Source organism: Pseudomonas shahriarae, from assembly GCF_014268455.2.
Lineage (GTDB): Bacteria > Pseudomonadota > Gammaproteobacteria > Pseudomonadales > Pseudomonadaceae > Aquipseudomonas > Aquipseudomonas shahriarae.
The window spans coordinates 4,523,668-4,540,065 of the sequence record NZ_CP077085.1; the positions used below are offsets into that span (position 1 = coordinate 4,523,668).

15 protein-coding genes are annotated in these 16,398 nt (G+C 59.6%); 6 read left to right on the forward strand and 9 right to left on the reverse strand.

Annotation, left to right across the window (positions count from 1 at the left end):
* Positions 1 to 11: 11 nt before the first annotated feature.
* A complete protein-coding gene (gene cobA / locus HU773_RS20025; protein WP_057960343.1) occupies positions 12 to 749 on the forward strand; it encodes a uroporphyrinogen-III C-methyltransferase in 738 nt (245 codons plus the stop codon).
* A gap of 60 nt (positions 750 to 809) precedes the next feature.
* On the opposite strand, the gene HU773_RS20030 is transcribed toward cobA, so the two are convergent.
* The 8 genes from HU773_RS20030 to ppsA all read right to left on the reverse strand — a co-directional run bounded on the left by HU773_RS20030 (position 810) and on the right by ppsA (position 8,937).
* Positions 810 to 1,790, reverse strand: a complete 981-nt coding sequence (locus HU773_RS20030) for an OmpA family protein (RefSeq protein WP_057444927.1) — start codon at positions 1,788 to 1,790, stop codon at positions 810 to 812.
* A 107-nt stretch (positions 1,791 to 1,897) separates the two neighbouring features.
* A complete protein-coding gene (gene sigX, locus HU773_RS20035; RefSeq protein WP_057439524.1) occupies positions 1,898 to 2,488 on the reverse strand; it encodes an RNA polymerase sigma factor SigX in 591 nt (196 codons plus the stop codon).
* An 86-nt stretch (positions 2,489 to 2,574) separates the two neighbouring features.
* Positions 2,575 to 3,399, reverse strand: a complete 825-nt coding sequence (locus HU773_RS20040; RefSeq protein WP_057439525.1) for a mechanosensitive ion channel family protein — start codon at positions 3,397 to 3,399, stop codon at positions 2,575 to 2,577.
* Positions 3,400 to 3,401: 2 nt separating this feature from the next.
* Positions 3,402 to 3,647: a hypothetical protein gene (locus tag HU773_RS20045; RefSeq protein WP_038442312.1), complete on the reverse strand. Its 246-nt coding sequence runs from the start codon at positions 3,645 to 3,647 to the stop codon at positions 3,402 to 3,404.
* 85 nt (positions 3,648 to 3,732) lie between these two features.
* Positions 3,733 to 4,728, reverse strand: coding sequence for a divalent cation transporter CmaX (gene cmaX, locus HU773_RS20050; RefSeq protein ID WP_057439526.1), 996 nt, complete (start codon positions 4,726 to 4,728; stop codon positions 3,733 to 3,735).
* Positions 4,729 to 4,751: 23 nt separating this feature from the next.
* Complete coding sequence (rraA, locus tag HU773_RS20055) at positions 4,752 to 5,243, reverse strand: ribonuclease E activity regulator RraA (protein WP_029298280.1); 492 nt, start codon at positions 5,241 to 5,243, stop codon at positions 4,752 to 4,754.
* A 229-nt stretch (positions 5,244 to 5,472) separates the two neighbouring features.
* On the reverse strand, positions 5,473 to 6,462 hold the full coding sequence (locus tag HU773_RS20060) for an alpha/beta fold hydrolase (protein WP_057960344.1): 990 nt from the start codon (positions 6,460 to 6,462) through the stop codon (positions 5,473 to 5,475).
* Between the two features lie 99 nt (positions 6,463 to 6,561).
* On the reverse strand, positions 6,562 to 8,937 hold the full coding sequence (gene ppsA, locus HU773_RS20065) for a phosphoenolpyruvate synthase (protein ID WP_029298284.1): 2,376 nt from the start codon (positions 8,935 to 8,937) through the stop codon (positions 6,562 to 6,564).
* Positions 8,938 to 9,115: 178 nt separating this feature from the next.
* On the opposite strand from ppsA, the gene ppsR reads away from it, so the two are divergent.
* Positions 9,116 to 9,934 (forward strand): posphoenolpyruvate synthetase regulatory kinase/phosphorylase PpsR, encoded by an 819-nt coding sequence (ppsR, locus tag HU773_RS20070; protein WP_032863389.1) that lies wholly within the window; start codon positions 9,116 to 9,118, stop codon positions 9,932 to 9,934.
* 140 nt (positions 9,935 to 10,074) lie between these two features.
* Here the strand turns inward: ppsR and HU773_RS20075 are convergent, their stop codons facing one another.
* A complete protein-coding gene (locus HU773_RS20075; protein ID WP_057960367.1) occupies positions 10,075 to 11,499 on the reverse strand; it encodes an aminotransferase-like domain-containing protein in 1,425 nt (474 codons plus the stop codon).
* Positions 11,500 to 11,659: 160 nt separating this feature from the next.
* Between HU773_RS20075 and HU773_RS20080 the strand changes: the two genes are divergently transcribed.
* Genes HU773_RS20080 through HU773_RS20095 form a run of 4 tightly spaced genes read left to right on the forward strand, consistent with a single transcriptional unit; the run spans position 11,660 to position 16,398 of the window.
* Positions 11,660 to 12,553, forward strand: coding sequence for a DMT family transporter (locus tag HU773_RS20080; protein WP_162947804.1), 894 nt, complete (start codon positions 11,660 to 11,662; stop codon positions 12,551 to 12,553).
* A gap of 26 nt (positions 12,554 to 12,579) precedes the next feature.
* Positions 12,580 to 14,442, forward strand: coding sequence for a molybdopterin-synthase adenylyltransferase MoeB (gene moeB / locus HU773_RS20085; protein ID WP_186625674.1), 1,863 nt, complete (start codon positions 12,580 to 12,582; stop codon positions 14,440 to 14,442).
* A gap of 25 nt (positions 14,443 to 14,467) precedes the next feature.
* Positions 14,468 to 15,382, forward strand: coding sequence for a PLP-dependent cysteine synthase family protein (locus HU773_RS20090; protein WP_057439531.1), 915 nt, complete (start codon positions 14,468 to 14,470; stop codon positions 15,380 to 15,382).
* A 23-nt stretch (positions 15,383 to 15,405) separates the two neighbouring features.
* Positions 15,406 to 16,398, forward strand: a complete 993-nt coding sequence (locus HU773_RS20095) for a serine O-acetyltransferase (protein WP_120733866.1) — start codon at positions 15,406 to 15,408, stop codon at positions 16,396 to 16,398.

Here is a 16,398-nt window from a genome sequence, read left to right on the forward strand (position 1 = left end):
GGGCAATACCTATGAATGCAAAAGTCTGGCTGGTGGGCGCAGGCCCGGGTGATCCGGAGTTGTTGACCCTCAAGGCCGTACGGGCCCTGCACGAGGCCGATGTGGTGCTGATTGATGATCTGGTCAACCCGGCGGTACTTGAGCATTGCCCCGGTACGCGGGTGATTACCGTCGGCAAGCGCGGGGGGTGCCGTTCCACACCCCAGGATTTCATTCATCGCTTGATGCTGCGTTATGCGCGCCAGGGTAAATGCGTGGTGCGCCTGAAGGGCGGCGATCCGTGCATTTTCGGACGCGGCGGCGAAGAGGCCAGTTGGCTGAAGGAGCGAGGGGTCAGCGTGGAGTTGGTCAATGGCATCACGGCCGGGCTGGCGGGTGCAACAAACTGCGACATACCGCTGACACTGCGGGGAATCAGTCGTGGCGTGACGCTTGTCACCGCCCATACCCAGGACGACAGCAGCCTTAATTGGCGGGCACTGGCCGAGGGTGGCACGACACTGGTGGTCTACATGGGTGTGGCGAAGCTTGCAGAGATTGCCCAGCAGTTACTGGAAGGAGGCATGGCCGCAGATATGCCGGTGGCCATGATCGAGAACGCCTCGATGCCCCAGCAGCGCGAATGCCGCAGTTCCCTGGCGCGCATGCAGGAGGATGCCCAGGGGTTTGCCTTGAAGAGCCCAGCCATCCTGGTGATCGGCGCGGTAGCAGCCACAGCCGTGGAAGCCGCCTTGCTGGCAAGCGCCTGAGGCAAATGGCAGGCGAAAAAAAGCCCGGCCTAAGCCGGGCTTTTTTCTAGCACTCAGTAATTACTGAGCTTGAGCTTCAACCGACGCTTCTACACGACGGTTAACAGCGCGACCAGCTTCAGTTGCGTTGTCAGCAACTGGGCGGGATTCGCCGTAACCAACCGAAGTGATACGGCTAGGAGCTACGCCATCTTTAACCAGGACTTGCTTAACAGCGTCAGCACGACGCTGGGACAGCTTCTGGTTGTAGGCGTCTGGACCGACGGAGTCAGTGTGACCAGCAACTTCTACGTTGGTAGCTGGGTACTGAGCCATGAAGTCGGCCAGGTTTTTCACGTCGCCGTAGCTGTTAGGCTTAACAACGGCCTTGTCGAAGTCGAACTTCACGTCCAGCTCAACACGAACAACCTGAGCAACCGGAGCTTCTGGCTCTGGAACTGGCTCTGGAGCTGGTGCTGGGGTAGGAGCTGGAGCAGCTGCGCCAGCGTTACCGCCGAAGTTTACGCCCAGGCCGACCAGTGCGGAGTAGTCCCACTTGCCGTTGTCCAGACCGTAGTCAGCTTCAACACCGGCACGAGCGTACAGGTTGTTGGTGAAGTAGTACTTAACGCCGGTACCAACGGTAGCGAAAGTAGTCTGATCGCGACCGGTGTGGCCGTCAGCACGTACGTTGCCACGGCTCTGGTGACCGAAACCACCTTCTACGTATGGACGCAGGGAGTCGACGCCAGCTTGACCGAAGTGGTACTGAGCAACGAGGCTGCCGGTATCACCTTTGATCTTCTGGTTGCCAGTACCGTCAGTCGAACGGGTGTGGTTGGTCTTGTCGTAGGACAAGTTCAAGGACAGGTCGTCGGTCAGGAAGTAACCGATGCGAGCGCCAGGATTGAAGCCGTCTTCGATGTGCTTGACGCTATCGTTGTACTGCTTCTTGTAGAACAGCTCGCCTTCAACTGCGCCTTGGCCTTGTGCCAGAACGCCGAAAGAAGTAGCGGCAATAAGAGAACCAATGGCCAAGCCCAAGGTGTTTTTCAGTTTCATCCGTTAAATCCCCATCTGGTGATTGTAAAGCAGTCCCACATACCGGGGGACAACTCGGCGACAAGTCTAACAGAACTTGCCTACACGTAAGAGATATTTGCACCGAACTAAGTTTCAGTACTGTCCGCAAATTTCTCACGTAATTTATCAAGAGCACGTTTGTAACGCATTTTTGTAGCACTCAAACCCATATGCATAATGTCAGCAATTTCCTGAAATTCCAGTTCTGCGACAAATCGTAGCACCAGAATTTCCCGGTCAATTGGGTTCACATGCACCAACCAGCGATCAAGCCCGCCCTTCTCCTCGGGTGCCGGCGTCTTTTCTTCAGACGCCTCCTCAAGGGGGTCAAGGCTCAACGCGTCCATCAAGCGACGCTTTCGCCGTTCCTTACGATACTGCGTGATGCACTCGTTGTACGTGATGCTGTAGAGCCAGGTTTTGAACTTCGATTTACCCTCGAAGTTCTTCAGGCCATACAACACCTTGAGCATCACTTCCTGACAGACATCATCCGCATCACGATCGTTCCCTAAATACCTTGAACAAACGTTGAACAGAGTGCGTTGATACCTGCGCATCAATTCTTCGTACGCGCGTGTTACGTGAAACAGCTCCGTGTGCGCGCGCGCGACCAACTCCTCATCAGAGAGCTCACGGGGGTCATAGCGCGTGGACAGCGTTTGGGCTTTATTCAAAACAAGTCGTGCCGACAGTCAGGTCAATGTCCGCCACAGCCTGGATACCCAGGTTTGCGGCGGCGTACATTAGCAGGGTTACCGGGTTAGCGGCTATTGACCTGCTGTTCCAGCAGAACCCGATTGGACAGCGACACTAGTTCGCCATCATCGGTCAGCACCGTGGTTTTCACCGTACCGATCTCTTCAATCTGCCCTTCGACCTCGCCAACACGCACGTGTTGCCCCACCTGATACAACTCACGCACATAAATTCCCGCAAGAATCTGCCCGGCAATTCCCCGGCTTCCCAACCCCATGGCCAGCGCAACGGCCAGACCAACGGTAATCAAAACGATCACAATCACATGGTTAAGCAGGTCAGTCTTGACCTCCAGTTGACTGATCGCCACCGAAATACTGATGATGATCACCAGGCCCTGGGCAATTCGCCCCAGGCCGCCGGCATAGTCCAGGCCTACACCCTCGGCAGCGCCGCGCACCAGCCCATTGGCCAGTTGCGCCAGCAACACACCCACCAGCAACACCAGCGCGCCGCCGAATACTTTCGGCAAATACAGCGCAAGCATGTCGAGCGTAGCTGAAACTCGCTCAAGTCCAAGTGATTGCGCCGCAGAAACCAGAAAAATCAGCAAAACAAACCAATAGACGATCTTGCCGATCAGCGTAGAGATCGGCACTTGCAGCCCGGCGCGCCCCAGCAGCTTGGTCAACCCGGTGCCAGCCATCAGGCGATCGAGGCCCAGCTTGGCGAGTAATTTGGAGAGCAGGGTGTCGAGCAGCTTGGCCACGACAAAACCCAGCAATACCAGCACCAGCGCACCAAACAGGTTGGGAATGAAATTCGCCACCTTGGTCCACAACGCAGTCATTGCAGTGACCAGACTCTGTGTCCAGAGATCAAGTTCCATATTCAATCAGCCTTATCAGCAGTGCGAGCAATAGGTTTACGACGAGAAACAGGTGATACATGGGCCGAACCATTGTTCAGCGCCATCATCAGTGCCGGCACCCAGCGGCCGAGCAGACCAAACAGGTCGCCCGCGCCTACCTGGCGGTTGGCGGTTTTCAGCACGCGGCCCAGGCAAGCATCGTCGTCACGGTTGGACGGCGAAGCGTTAAGCATGTCACGCAAAGACTGTTCAAACGGATCGTGCATAGGGACCTCTCGCAAGTGAATTAAAAGACGAGGGCAAAATTCGTCGGGTCACATGACCCCTCCGACCGTTCAGGTCACGTTCAGGTCAAACCCAGCGTAAACGTCGAAACAACCACCATTGTCCAAGGGCCACCGACAGCATCAACAGGCAGGCCACCACGAATCCATAGGGACTCTCGGAGAACGGAATCCCCCCGACGTTGATCCCCAGCAAACCGGTCAGGAAACTCATCGGCAAAAAGATCCCGGTGATGATCCCGAAGCGGTACATGGTGCGGTTCATACGCACGCTCAAACGCCGATCCTCGGCCTCCAGCACCAGCCCCACGCGCTCCCGGCTCAGTTCCAGCTCTTCCAGGTAACGGGTCAGGCTGTTATTCAATTCATTCCAATAGTCGGCATCGTCATCGACAAACCAGGGCAATTTTATACGTGTCAGTTGCGCAAAAATATCCCGCTGCGGAGCCAGAAAACGCTTGAGCGCAGCAGCACGCCGACGGATCTGCAGGACGTTGCCATGTTCCGGTGTATACCGTTCGTCGGCATCCAGTTTTTCTTCTTCAATATCGACGATTTCAGACAGGTCGCTGACCAGATCCTGCACTTTATGAGTCAGGTACTGCGCCATGTACAAGATCAGCTCGGAAGCGCTCTTGGGGCCTTTTCCATCCGCCAACTGCACCAGCAACTCGTCGGTGGCGCGCAAGGGTCGTAGACGCAGGGAGATGACCCGTTCAGCCGCGGCGAAGATACGCACCGACACCATGTCTTCCGGCTCAGCCCCCGGATTGAGGTTGATCCCGCGCAGAAACAGCAGCAATTCGTCGTCCGGCAACGGCAACAGCCGCGGGCGGGTGTTCTCCTCCAGCAGCAGGTCACAGGCGAATTCGCTCAGGCCACTGGATTTGCGCAACCAGGTCTGGGTCTGGGGATGACTGCGGTCCCAATGCAGCCACAGGCTTTCCTGGGGCTGCAGTTGCAGGTCGTCAAGCTCGGTCCGGGCAATCGAACGCGCACCACCTTTACCGTCCAGCACCAGGGCATGCACCAGCCCCCACTGCGCGTTTTCTTCCTCGAACATCCTCACCCCATCGACTACTGCGGTTATTCCGGCATTTTCAGCGGGCTGGGCGAAACAATCACGCCGTTATTGTCGGCGTAGACATATTCGCCCGGACGGAATGTCACGCCAGCAAAAGTCACGGCCCCGCCCAGGTCGCCCACACCCTGGCGATGACTCTTTTTCGGGTGGCTGGCCAGGGCCTGCACGCCCAGGTCGGTCTGCGCCAACACGTCAACGTCACGCACACAACCGTAGATCACCAAGCCTTCCCAGCCATTTTTCGCCGCTCGATCAGCAATCATGTCGCCCAGCAAGGCGCAGCGCAGCGAACCACCACCGTCGACCACCAGCACTTTGCCGGTGCCGTCCAGCTCAGCCTGTTCCTTGACCCGGGAGTTGTCTTCAAAACACTTGACGGTCACGATCTGGCCGCCGAAGGAGTCCCGGCCACCAAAGTTGGCGAACATCGGCTCCAGCACCTGCACCAGGTCCGGGTAGGCGTCACACAGGTCGGGGGTAACGTAATGGTTCATCGAGAAGCTCCTGTCGGTGAAAGAAGGTGTCGAACATCCACAGCTACATCAGGAAAACGCATCGCAAGGGGCATTCTTTAAGCCCTGCCACTGCGCAGGCGACCATGATCAGACCCACCAGACCGTAACGCAATAGCCACTGCGCGACTGAATATGACCAAAACATCCCGAAGCGTCATATCTTAGCCGCAAGCCACCGCGAGTGAAACGCCCTTGGCAGAGCCTTTTCTCAGACGCTCTCGAGCACAGGCGCCTGCGAGCCGACCAAAGGTGTCAGTGGATCATTCAACCAACGCTGCACCAATGGCCATACTTCGGCCTGGGCGGCTTTGCTGACCAGCATTTCGACATGCCCGAAATCACCGCTGAACCCCTGCTTGCGCCCCAGGCACAGGTATTGGCGGTGCTCGCTGCCGACCTGGTCAAACAGCTTGCGGCAGGCCCAGTCCGGGTCTTGATGATCGCCTGCGGCACTCACTGCCAGCAGCGGCACATCGACCTCAGCCAGGCCTTTCCACCAGTCGCGCTCGGCATCGCCAAAACGCCCGAACAAACCGTGCCAGCGCATGCTTTCCAAGGCCAGGCCGATGGGCTCATCTTCCGGCCCACGCTTGAGCCGCGAACCGGAGAGTTGGGCAAAACGCTTCAAAATCAAGCGCCCTCCCCACTCCACCGGCGGAATTTTCAACGGCCAGTAAGTACGACTGACCTGGCAGCCAAACAGCGCCACCGACGCGACAGCCGGCGCGCCCAGATACTGGCCACCCAAGGCTGCCGCCAAAGTCGTACCACCCAGCGAGTGGCCGATCCAGTGCGGAATCTGCGCGCTTTGCTCACGCACAAAAGCAGCGATGGCTGGCAAGTCGTAACGAGCATAGTCGGCGACGCGATTCTTGGCGTAGTCGTGGTTACGTCGGGAAAGCCCGTGGCCGCGCATCTCCGGGATCCACACATCAAAGCCCTGGCGCGCCAGGTACGCCCCCAGGCCAATACCTTTGGGCGAATACCAGAACCGCCGATTGGAAAAGCTGCCATGCACCAACACCACCGGTATGCCACGGCTTTGCGCGACATCGGCCAGGCCCAGGCGTGTCACCGCCAGTTCTACGGTGCCATCCGGGCTGTTGCCAGGCTTGAGGCGATAGACATCTTCACTCAGGTCGCCACGACGCTCAGCGCTGATCAAGGCGACGGGAAACAGGTTGCTGCTGCTTTGCATAATGTTCTTGCACAAAAAAGGGCGGCGTCCGGTAGGAGTTCCGCCCTGTACAGAATGAGAAATGCCGGCCTGCCACACTGGCTGGCCGGCAAATGGCAATTACGCCGAGGCTTGACCTTCAGCCAGGAAGAACCAGGTTTCCAGCACGGAATCGGGGTTCAGCGAGACGCTTTCGATGCCCTGTTCCATCAGCCATTTGGCCAGGTCCGGGTGATCGGAAGGGCCTTGGCCGCAGATCCCGATGTACTTGCCGGCCTTGTTACAGGCCTGGATGGCGTTGGCCAGCAGCTTCTTGACCGCAGGGTTACGCTCGTCAAACAGGTGCGCGATGATCCCGGAGTCGCGATCCAGGCCCAGGGTCAACTGGGTCAGGTCGTTGGAGCCGATGGAGAAACCGTCGAAGAACTCCAGGAACTCTTCGGCGAGGATGGCGTTGGACGGCAGCTCGCACATCATGATCACGCGCAGGCCGTTTTCACCACGGGTCAGACCGTTCTCGGCCAGCAGGTCAACGACCTGGCTCGCTTCGCCCAGGGTGCGCACAAAGGGCACCATTATCTCGACGTTGGTCAGGCCCATCTCGTTGCGCACACGCTTGAGGGCGCGGCACTCAAGCTCGAAGCAATCGCGGAATGCTTCGCTGATATAACGCGAGGCGCCACGGAAGCCCAGCATCGGGTTCTCTTCTTCCGGCTCGTAAAGCTTGCCGCCGATCAGGTTCGCGTATTCGTTGGACTTGAAGTCCGACAGGCGCACGATGACTTTCTTCGGCCAGAACGCCGCCGCCAGGGTGCTGATGCCTTCCACCAGCTTCTCGACGTAGAAACCTACCGGATCGTTGTAGCCGGCAATGCGCTTGTCGACGCTGTCCTTGATTTCCACCGGCAGGCCGTCGTAGTTCAACAGGGCCTTGGGGTGCACGCCGATCATGCGGTTGATGATGAATTCCAGGCGGGCCAGGCCCACACCGGCGTTCGGCAACTGCGCAAAATCAAAGGCGCGGTCGGGGTTGCCGACGTTCATCATGATCTTGAACGGCAGGTCGGGCATGGCGTCGATGGAGTTTTGCTTGATATCGAAGCCCAGCTCACCTTCAAAGATGAAGCCGGTATCGCCTTCGGCGCAGGAAACGGTAACGCCCTGGCCGTCCTTGAGCAATTGGGTGGCGTTGCCACAACCGACAACCGCTGGGATCCCCAGTTCACGGGCGATGATCGCCGCGTGGCAGGTACGCCCGCCACGGTTGGTGACGATGGCGCTGGCGCGCTTCATCACCGGTTCCCAGTCCGGGTCGGTCATGTCGGAGACCAGCACGTCACCTGGCTGGACCTTGTCCATCTCGGACACGTCCTTGATGATCCGCACCTTGCCCGCGCCGATGCGCTGGCCGATGGCACGGCCTTCCACCAGCACGGTGCCGGTTTCTTTCAACAGGTAGCGTTCCATGACATTGGCCGAAGTACGGCTTTTCACGGTTTCCGGGCGGGCCTGGACGATGTACAGCTTGCCGTCGTCGCCATCCTTGGCCCATTCGATGTCCATCGGGCACTTGTAGTGCTTCTCGATGATCATCGCCTGCTTGGCCAATTCGCTGACTTCGGCATCGCTGAGGCAGAAACGCGCACGCTCGGCCTTGTCGACATCAACGGTTTTCACCGAGCGACCGGCCTTGGCCTCGTCGCCGTAGATCATCTTGATAGCCTTGCTGCCCAGGTTGCGGCGCAGGATCGCCGGGCGGCCGGCTTCAAGGGTGTGCTTGTGCACGTAGAACTCGTCCGGGTTGACCGCGCCTTGTACGACGGTTTCGCCCAGGCCGTAGGCGCCGGTAATAAATACCACGTCACGGAAGCCCGATTCGGTGTCCAGGGTGAACATCACGCCGGCCGTCCCGGTTTCCGAACGCACCATGCGCTGCACGCCGGCAGACAGGGCCACCAGTTTGTGGTCGAAACCCTGGTGCACACGGTAGGAAATAGCGCGATCGTTGAACAGCGAGGCAAATACTTCCTTGGCTGCACGGATGACGTTTTCCACGCCACGGATATTCAGGAAGGTTTCCTGCTGGCCGGCGAAGGAGGCGTCGGGCAAGTCTTCGGCGGTGGCCGAGGAGCGCACGGCGACAGCCATGTCCGGGTTGCCGGCCGACAGGGTGGCGAAGGCGGTGCGAATTTCTGCGTTGAGCTTCTCGGGGAACTCGGCTTCCATGATCCACTGACGGATCTGTGCGCCGGTCTTGGCCAGGGCGTTGACGTCATCGACGTCGAGCGCGTCCAGGGCAGCGTGGATCTGGTCGTTGAGGCCGCTCAGTTCGAGGAAATCGCGGTATGCCTGGGCGGTGGTGGCGAAACCACCGGGCACCGAAACACCAGCGCCCGCAAGATTACTGATCATCTCGCCGAGGGATGCGTTCTTGCCCCCCACATGCTCTACATCATGGACGCCGAGCTTATCGAGGGAAACTACGTACTCTACCAAGGTGATCTCTCCACTAACTGTGTTGGAAAAGCTCAGGGCGCCGGTGGCTCAGTAGGAGCATTTACCGGCGTTTGTGGCCTGGACCTGGAAAATAAGTGAGAATGCAGCCCACTGTGGGGCGGCAAAACCGCGCCTATCATATCCAAGATTCGTCATCAGCTTAAGGCCCAAGGCTCAAATGAAACGATCTGCTTTCTTTATCTCCGACGGCACCGGCATTACCGCCGAAACCCTGGGTCAAAGCCTGCTCGCGCAGTTCGAAAGCATCACCTTCGCCAAATTCACCCGGCCTTATATCGATAACGTGGATAAAGCGCGGGCCATGGTACAACAAATCAATCTGGCCGCCGAAAAAGACGGTATGCGCCCGATCATTTTCGACACCATCGTCAATCAGGACATCCGTGAGATCCTCGCGACCTCCAATGGTTTCATGATCGACATCTTCTCGACCTTCCTCGCGCCCCTGGAACAGGAGCTGAGTGAACATTCCTCATACTCCGTGGGCAAGTCCCATTCCATTGGCCATAACTCCAACTACATGGAGCGGATCGAGGCGGTCAACTTCGCCCTGGACAACGACGACGGCGCCCGCACCCACTACTACGACAAGGCCGACCTGATCCTGGTCGGCGTGTCGCGCTGCGGCAAGACCCCGACCTGCCTGTACATGGCCATGCAATTCGGCATCCGTGCGGCCAACTACCCGCTGACCGAAGACGATATGGAACGCCTGCAACTGCCGGCGGTGCTGCGCACCCATCAGCACAAGCTGTTTGGCCTGACCATCGACCCGGACCGGCTGACGGCGATCCGTAACGAACGCAAGCCCAACAGCCGTTATTCGAGCTATGCCCAGTGCGAGTTCGAGGTCCGGGAAGTGGAAAATCTGTTCCGCCGGGAAAACATTGCGCACATCAATTCCACGCACTTTTCGGTGGAAGAGATTTCGGCAAAGATCCTTGTGGAAAAGGGTGTTGAGCGGCGCTTCAAATAACCTGTGGCGAGCGGGCTTGCCCGCGTTGGGCTGCGAAGCAGCCCTAAATAGAGAAGAACACGGTACACCAGACACTCATCGGGGCCTGGTTTTGGGGCTGCTGCGCAGCCCAACGCGGGCAAGCCCGCTCGCCACAACATTTACAGGTGGAACCGGTCCCCCCCCTGCCCCAGCGCCGTAGCCAGCGCATCAAATCCGGCCCTCAGCAACTGATCATCCTCAGACGTATTGCAGATACTCGCCCGAATAAACTGCGGCACCGCCGTCTGCCCTACGGCAAACGCTTCTGCCGTGGCGATCAGGTAATTGTTCTGCTTGAGTTCAGCCTCGATTTCCGACGCCCGCCAAGGCTCCGGGACTTCAATCCAGAAGTGCGGGCTGTTGAGGTGAGTCCGGTACTCCAGGCCGCTCAGCAGGTCTTCGACCAACGCCTTGCGGCGGCTGATTTCACTGACCTGTTGACGCAGCAGATGCTCTGCCGTGCCGTTTTCAATCCACTGCGTGGCCAGCTCCAGGGTCACCGGCGTGGCCATCCAGCAGGTTGAACGCAGGGCCGCAGAAATACGGCTGACCAGCGCCGGTGGCGCATGCACATACCCCACCCGCAAGCCGGCCGACACGGCCTTGCTCAGGCTGCTGATCAAAATCGTGCGCTCTGGGGCAAAGTGACTCAGGGGTGGTGGGCGATCTTGCACCAGCACACCGTGGGCCTCGTCTTCGAGGATCAGCAGGTTGTGCTCGCGACACACCCTGACCAGTGCCTCACGGCGGGCGACCGACAACACCGCCGTCGTCGGGTTCTGGATGGTCGGCGTGCAGTACAGGGCGGCCACCCGGTGATTGCGACAGACTTCCTCCAGGGCTGCTGGCAACACGCCTTCCTCATCCATTTCCAGGCCGATCAGGCGAATGCCCAGCATCCGCGCGGCGGTGATCAGGCCGGGGTAGGTCAACTGCTCGGTCACCAACGTGTCGCCCGCGCGCACCAACGCCATCAAGGCGCACAGCAACCCATGCTGGCCTCCATTGACACAGATGACCTGCTCGGGAATCGGATGAAAGTCGCGCTGCACCAACCATTGCGCACCTGCCGCGCGGTAGCGGGGCAAGCCGGCGTCCGGGGTGTAGGCGCTGATGTCCTGCAGGAACTTGGCATTGGTGGCCAGGGTTTCAAAGCTCTGGGCCAGGAACGTGGTCTCCTGCCCAGGGATATGCATATTGCGGCTCATATCGAAGTACTGCCGCGGCTCCTCGCTGACGTTGCGAAAGCCTTCGTCACGCTGGCGCTCCATCCCACGCTTGCGCACGAATGTTCCGTCGCCCACCCGTGCCACCACCAGGCCCAGGCGTTCCAGTTCACCGTAGGCACGGCTGATGGTCCCGATGGTCACCCCCAGATTGTCGGAAAGCACCCGATGAGGGGGCAGTTTGCGCCCCGGTTCGATCAAGCCTTCGAGGATGCCCCGCTCCATGACATCTGACAGGCGCTTGTACTTCACACCCTGCCCATTGGACAGTCCCTCTCGCATGATTGACACCATGTCAATATTTGTTTTGACAGCCATCATTCGCCCTAATAGTGTGCTTTTACGGGTTCATTCACCGGGTGAAACCTCTAATTACAAGTTCAATATAGAGTTCAATTCCGGCTCAGGGAAGCAATAAACAATGCCAATGTCCGCCGTCATCGAAAATGCCGAAAAAACCAAAAACCACAAACAATGGCTGGCTGGCCTGATCACCAGTGTGATGTTTCTGATTGTCTGCCTGAGCTGGGGCACCACCTGGCTGGGGATCAAGATCGCGGTGGAAAGCGTGCCGCCACTGACCTCGGCGGGCTTACGCTTCCTCATCGCCTTTCCGCTGTTCCTGTGCTTTGCCCTGGTGCGGCGCGAACCAATCCTGTTTCCACGGGAGAGCCGCTGGTTCTTTGTGTTCGTGACCCTGTGCTATTTCAGCGTGCCGTACTACCTGCTCAACTACGGCGAGATGCACGTCTCGTCCGGCCTGACCGCCCTGCTGTTCAGCTGTATGCCAGTGTTTATCCTGATCTTCTCGGCATTGTTCCTACGCGAGCGCATCTACTTTTCCCAGGTCATCGGGATCGGCATCGGTTTCGGCAGCCTGTACATGATCCTCAAGAGTCAGGGACTGCACCTTGACCATGCCGAGTTCTTCGGCGTACTGGCGATTCTGACCGCCGCGATCATGCATGCCTTGTGCTATGTCATTACCAAGCAAAAAGGCAGCGCCATCAGCGTGATCACCTACAACACCCTGCCCATCGGGATTGCCGGGCTGATGCTGTTCGTCGCCGGCCTCTGGTTTGAATCGCCGACCTTCGAGGCCATCACCCTGCGGTCCTGGAGCGCCCTGTTCTACCTGGGCCTGGTAGCGTCGGTGGGCGGTTTTATCGTGTACTTCATGCTGCTCAAGCGCCTGAGCCCGATCATCCTGTCGTTCGTCTTCATTATTTTCCCGGTGTTCGCCGTGATCATCGGTGCCTGGTACGAAGGCCTGGAACTGTCCCGGGACCTGATGCTGTATTCGGCGATCCTGCTGGCCGGCTTTGCAATCACCAAGCTGCCGATCGAAAAGCTGCTGGCAAAACCCAATTGACCCTTTACCCACCACGCGAGAGAAACATGGAAGTCCTCCGCCAAACCGCCCTGGAGCAGATCTACGCCCACGCCAGCAGCACCTATCCCGAAGAGTGCTGCGGCTTTGTCTTTGCCGACGGCAGCGTGTACCTGGGCAGCAATATCCAGAACGAGTTGCACCGCAAGAACCCCGAGGCCTACCCCCGCAGCGCGGCCAACGGCTACACCTTCTCGGTGACCGACACGCTGCTGATGAACAAGGCCTTTCGCACGGACAACCCGGTGGTGGTGATTTACCACTCCCACCCGGATGTCGGTGCCTACTTCAGCGACGAGGATCAGGACAAGGCCCTCTACATGGGGGAACCGATCTACCCCGTCAGTTACCTGGTGGTGGATGTCCGCCAGGGCAAGGCCCTTGGGTCGAAGCTGTTTGCCTGGGATGGCACGCACTTCGCCCTCAACCCCTTCAACGACCTGCAAACGGAGTTGTACATGAACGCTGTCTCTTTCCCCGACATCCTGGCCCGTGTGGCCAAGTTGCCAGAATCGACCCTCGAGGGTGCCGGATCGACATTGCGCGAAGTCATTGAAGGCCTCTGTGCCCGCTACCCGCAGCTGCGGGCGCACCTGTTCCACGAGAACAACGGCCGGCTCAAGGAACACTTCCTGTTCACGGCCGGGGAAGAACTGATCGGCCCCGACGAGCCGCTGCCCGAAAAAGCAAAAATCGAAGTGCTGCTCGCCACCTCCGGCGGCATGGACATCGAGTCCTTGAGCAACGAGGAAGTGCAGCGCTATGTGCGCCATATCACCCTGCCGGGTGTCGGCCGCGAAGGGCAACTGAGCCTGAAAAAAGCCAGGGTGTTGATCATCGGCACCGGCGGCCTGGGCTCGCCCATCAGCCTGTACCTGGCCGCTGCCGGCATCGGCACCCTGGGCCTGGTGGACTTCGATGTGGTGGAAAGCAGCAACCTGCAACGCCAGGTGGTGCATGGCAACAGCACCCTGGGCCTGCCCAAGGTCGAATCCGCCAAGCGCCGGTTGCAGGACCTCAACGCGCACATCCGGATCAACACCTACGACACCGCGCTGAACGCCGACAATGCCCTGGAACTGGTCGGCGCCTACGATCTGGTGATCGACGGCACGGACAACTTCGAGACCCGCTACCGGGTCAATGATGCCTGCGTACAATTGGGCAAGCCGCTGGTGTATGGCGCGATCTACCGTTTCGACGGCCAGATCAGCGTGTTCAATTACCAGGGCGGGCCCTGCTACCGCTGCCTGTACCCCCACGCCCCGCCGGCGGAACTGGCGCCCAATTGCAGTGCTGGCGGGGTCATCGGTGTACTGCCCGGCGTGGTCGGGATGATCCAGGCCACCGAGGCGATCAAGCTGCTGATCGGCCTGGGCGAGTCCTTGTCCGGCCGGTTGATGCGCTTTGATGCCCTGGCCATGAAATTCAGTGAAATCCGTTTCAAGCGCCGCGCCGACTGCCCGTGCTGCTCCGACCTGCGTGAAGAACATCAGCCCGTAGCCACCGTCTGTGCCGATGCCATCCGCAGCGCTCCAAGCCTGGCCGCAGAGCACTACATCAAGCCCCAGGTGCTCAAGCAGTTGCTGGAGCAGCGCAGCAGCGCCGACATCCTGCTGGATGTGCGCGACGCCAGCGAGCTGGAGGTATGCCAACTGCCCGGCGTGGTGCACATCCCCCTGGCCCAGCTCGACGAGCACCTCGACACGCTCAGCCGTGACAACACCCATTACCTGATCTGCTACGCCGGCATCCGCGCCGAGCAGGCCGCCAGCACCTTGCTGGCCGCTGGCTTTGCCAACACCCGGGTGCTTGAAGGCGGCATGAAACATTGGGTGCGCGACGTCGAACCCGACATGCCTTTGTACTGATCACAGGCCTGGGGGTACTTATCTGATGCTGCACAACTCCATACTCGACGCCATCGGCCAAACGCCCATCGTGCGCCTGGAACAATTCTCCGAAGACCTCGGCATCGAGGTCTTCGCCAAGCTTGAATCCCTGAACCCGGGCGGTAGCCACAAGGCACGGATTGCCTTGGGCATGATCCTCGACGCCGAGCGCCGGGGCATCCTGATTCGTAACTCAGGGCAAACCATCATCGAACCCAGCGGGGGCAACACCGGCATCGGCCTGGTGATGGCCGGCAATGTGCTGGGCTACAAGGTGGTGCTGGTGATTCCCGACAACTACAGCCCCGAAAAGCAAAAGCTGCTGCGCCTGTATGGGGCCAAGGTAGTGCTGTCGGACAGCCGCCTGGGCAATAACTCCCATGGCGAAAAGTGCATGGAGCTGCAGCTGGAAAACCCCAGCTTCGTCATGCTCAACCAGCAACGCAACGGCGCCAACCCCCAGACCCATCGCGACACCACCGCCCCGGAAATCATCCGCGCCTTTGGCGAGCGCCAGGTCGACTACTTCGTCAGCGGTATCGGCACCGGGGGCCATATCACCGGGATCGGTGAAACCCTCAAGGCCGCCTGGCCGCAGATCCGCGTGATGGGTGTAGAACCCGAGGAGTGCGACCTGCTCAGCGACCGCCATGCGCCGCACCATATCCAGGGCCTGTCCATCGGCTTGATCCCGAGCATTCTCAACCTGAATGTGCTGGACGGCATGCTCAAGGTCTCGCGCCTCGACTGCCTGGAAATGATGAAGCGCATCATGCGTACCGACGCCATCAGCCTGGGACTGTCGTCGGCCGCCAATATGGTGGCCATCGCCAAGCTCGCCCCGGAACTGCCCACCGACACCGTCGTCCTGACCATGGTGTACGACAGCGCCGACAGTTATCTGCCCTGTTTCGAATAACGACAATTACGGGGGTGCCTTCCATGGGAGGCTTTATCGACATGCAACAGCTGCACGATGAGTTGCTGACCCACCTCATCGCCACCCTGTCGCCAGCGCAGATGGCACAGTTGCAGCCACACCTGGCGGAGTTGATCCAGCCAGCGGCGCAGGAAGTGGCCGAGGACCTGATCGCCTACGCCTGGCGCGATCCGGCGTCCCGCGGCCGGGGTGAACTGATCCTGGAGTCCTACGCCTCGTTCAAGGCCGTGCTGTATTACCGGCTGGCGCATTGTGTCTGGAACCTTCCCGACCCGGCCCACGGCCAGTTCTGCGCCATTGCGCTGACTTTGAGCAACCAGGGCAAGCTCCTGTCCGGCGCCGAAATCCACCCGGCCGCCCGCATTGGCCGGCGCTTTGTGCTGGATCATGGCTTTGGCACGGTAATCGGCGAAACCTGCGAGATCGGCAATGACTGCTACATCCTGTGTGGCGTGACCCTGGGCGCCCGGGGCATCGCCAACAACCCGGACGGCAAGCGCCACCCGCGCCTGGGCAATAACGTGGAAGTCGGCGCAGGCGCCAGGGTGCTCGGGTATGTGCTGATCGGCGACAACGTGTTTATCAGCCCCTCCTGTGTCATCACCCAGGACGTGCCCGCAGGCACCAAGGTCAAGGTGGTCAACCAGATCCAGTTGCAGAAAAACGACGAATCGGACGCCAGCAACTACCTCGGAGCCTTTGCCCTCGACGAGCGCCTGCATGTGGTCGGTGAAGTCGACATCAGCCACCGGGTCACGCTGCTGGATGCCGACTTCCATCCATTGTCCGGCGTGGTGCTGGAGCCCACGGTCAAGGAGCGTCATCACCTGCAGTTTCGCCTGCGTACGCTGCAGGCCCCCACCTATCCCCCGCGCCTGCCCCTGAACCTGAAGGTGTGCGGGGCGAAGTTCGAAGTCACCCTGCTCTCCCCACCCGGGTTGAGCGCAATGGTGCGGCGCCTGCTGCAAACCAGCCCACTGATCGTTGGAGGATGA

Coding starts and splice junctions, on each gene's coding strand:
- HU773_RS20090 (WP_057439531.1), top strand. CDS start 14,468: ATGCTGCACAACTCCATACTCGACGCCATCGGCCAAACGCCCATCGTG.
- moeB (WP_186625674.1), top strand. CDS start 12,580: ATGGAAGTCCTCCGCCAAACCGCCCTGGAGCAGATCTACGCCCACGCC.
- HU773_RS20060 (WP_057960344.1), bottom strand. CDS start 6,462: ATGCAAAGCAGCAGCAACCTGTTTCCCGTCGCCTTGATCAGCGCTGAG.
- HU773_RS20075 (WP_057960367.1), bottom strand. CDS start 11,499: ATGGCTGTCAAAACAAATATTGACATGGTGTCAATCATGCGAGAGGGA.
- cobA (WP_057960343.1), top strand. CDS start 12: ATGAATGCAAAAGTCTGGCTGGTGGGCGCAGGCCCGGGTGATCCGGAG.
- HU773_RS20045 (WP_038442312.1), bottom strand. CDS start 3,647: ATGCACGATCCGTTTGAACAGTCTTTGCGTGACATGCTTAACGCTTCG.
- HU773_RS20095 (WP_120733866.1), top strand. CDS start 15,406: ATGGGAGGCTTTATCGACATGCAACAGCTGCACGATGAGTTGCTGACC.
- HU773_RS20030 (WP_057444927.1), bottom strand. CDS start 1,790: ATGAAACTGAAAAACACCTTGGGCTTGGCCATTGGTTCTCTTATTGCC.
- cmaX (WP_057439526.1), bottom strand. CDS start 4,728: ATGTTCGAGGAAGAAAACGCGCAGTGGGGGCTGGTGCATGCCCTGGTG.
- rraA (WP_029298280.1), bottom strand. CDS start 5,243: ATGAACCATTACGTTACCCCCGACCTGTGTGACGCCTACCCGGACCTG.
- HU773_RS20040 (WP_057439525.1), bottom strand. CDS start 3,399: ATGGAACTTGATCTCTGGACACAGAGTCTGGTCACTGCAATGACTGCG.
- ppsR (WP_032863389.1), top strand. CDS start 9,116: ATGAAACGATCTGCTTTCTTTATCTCCGACGGCACCGGCATTACCGCC.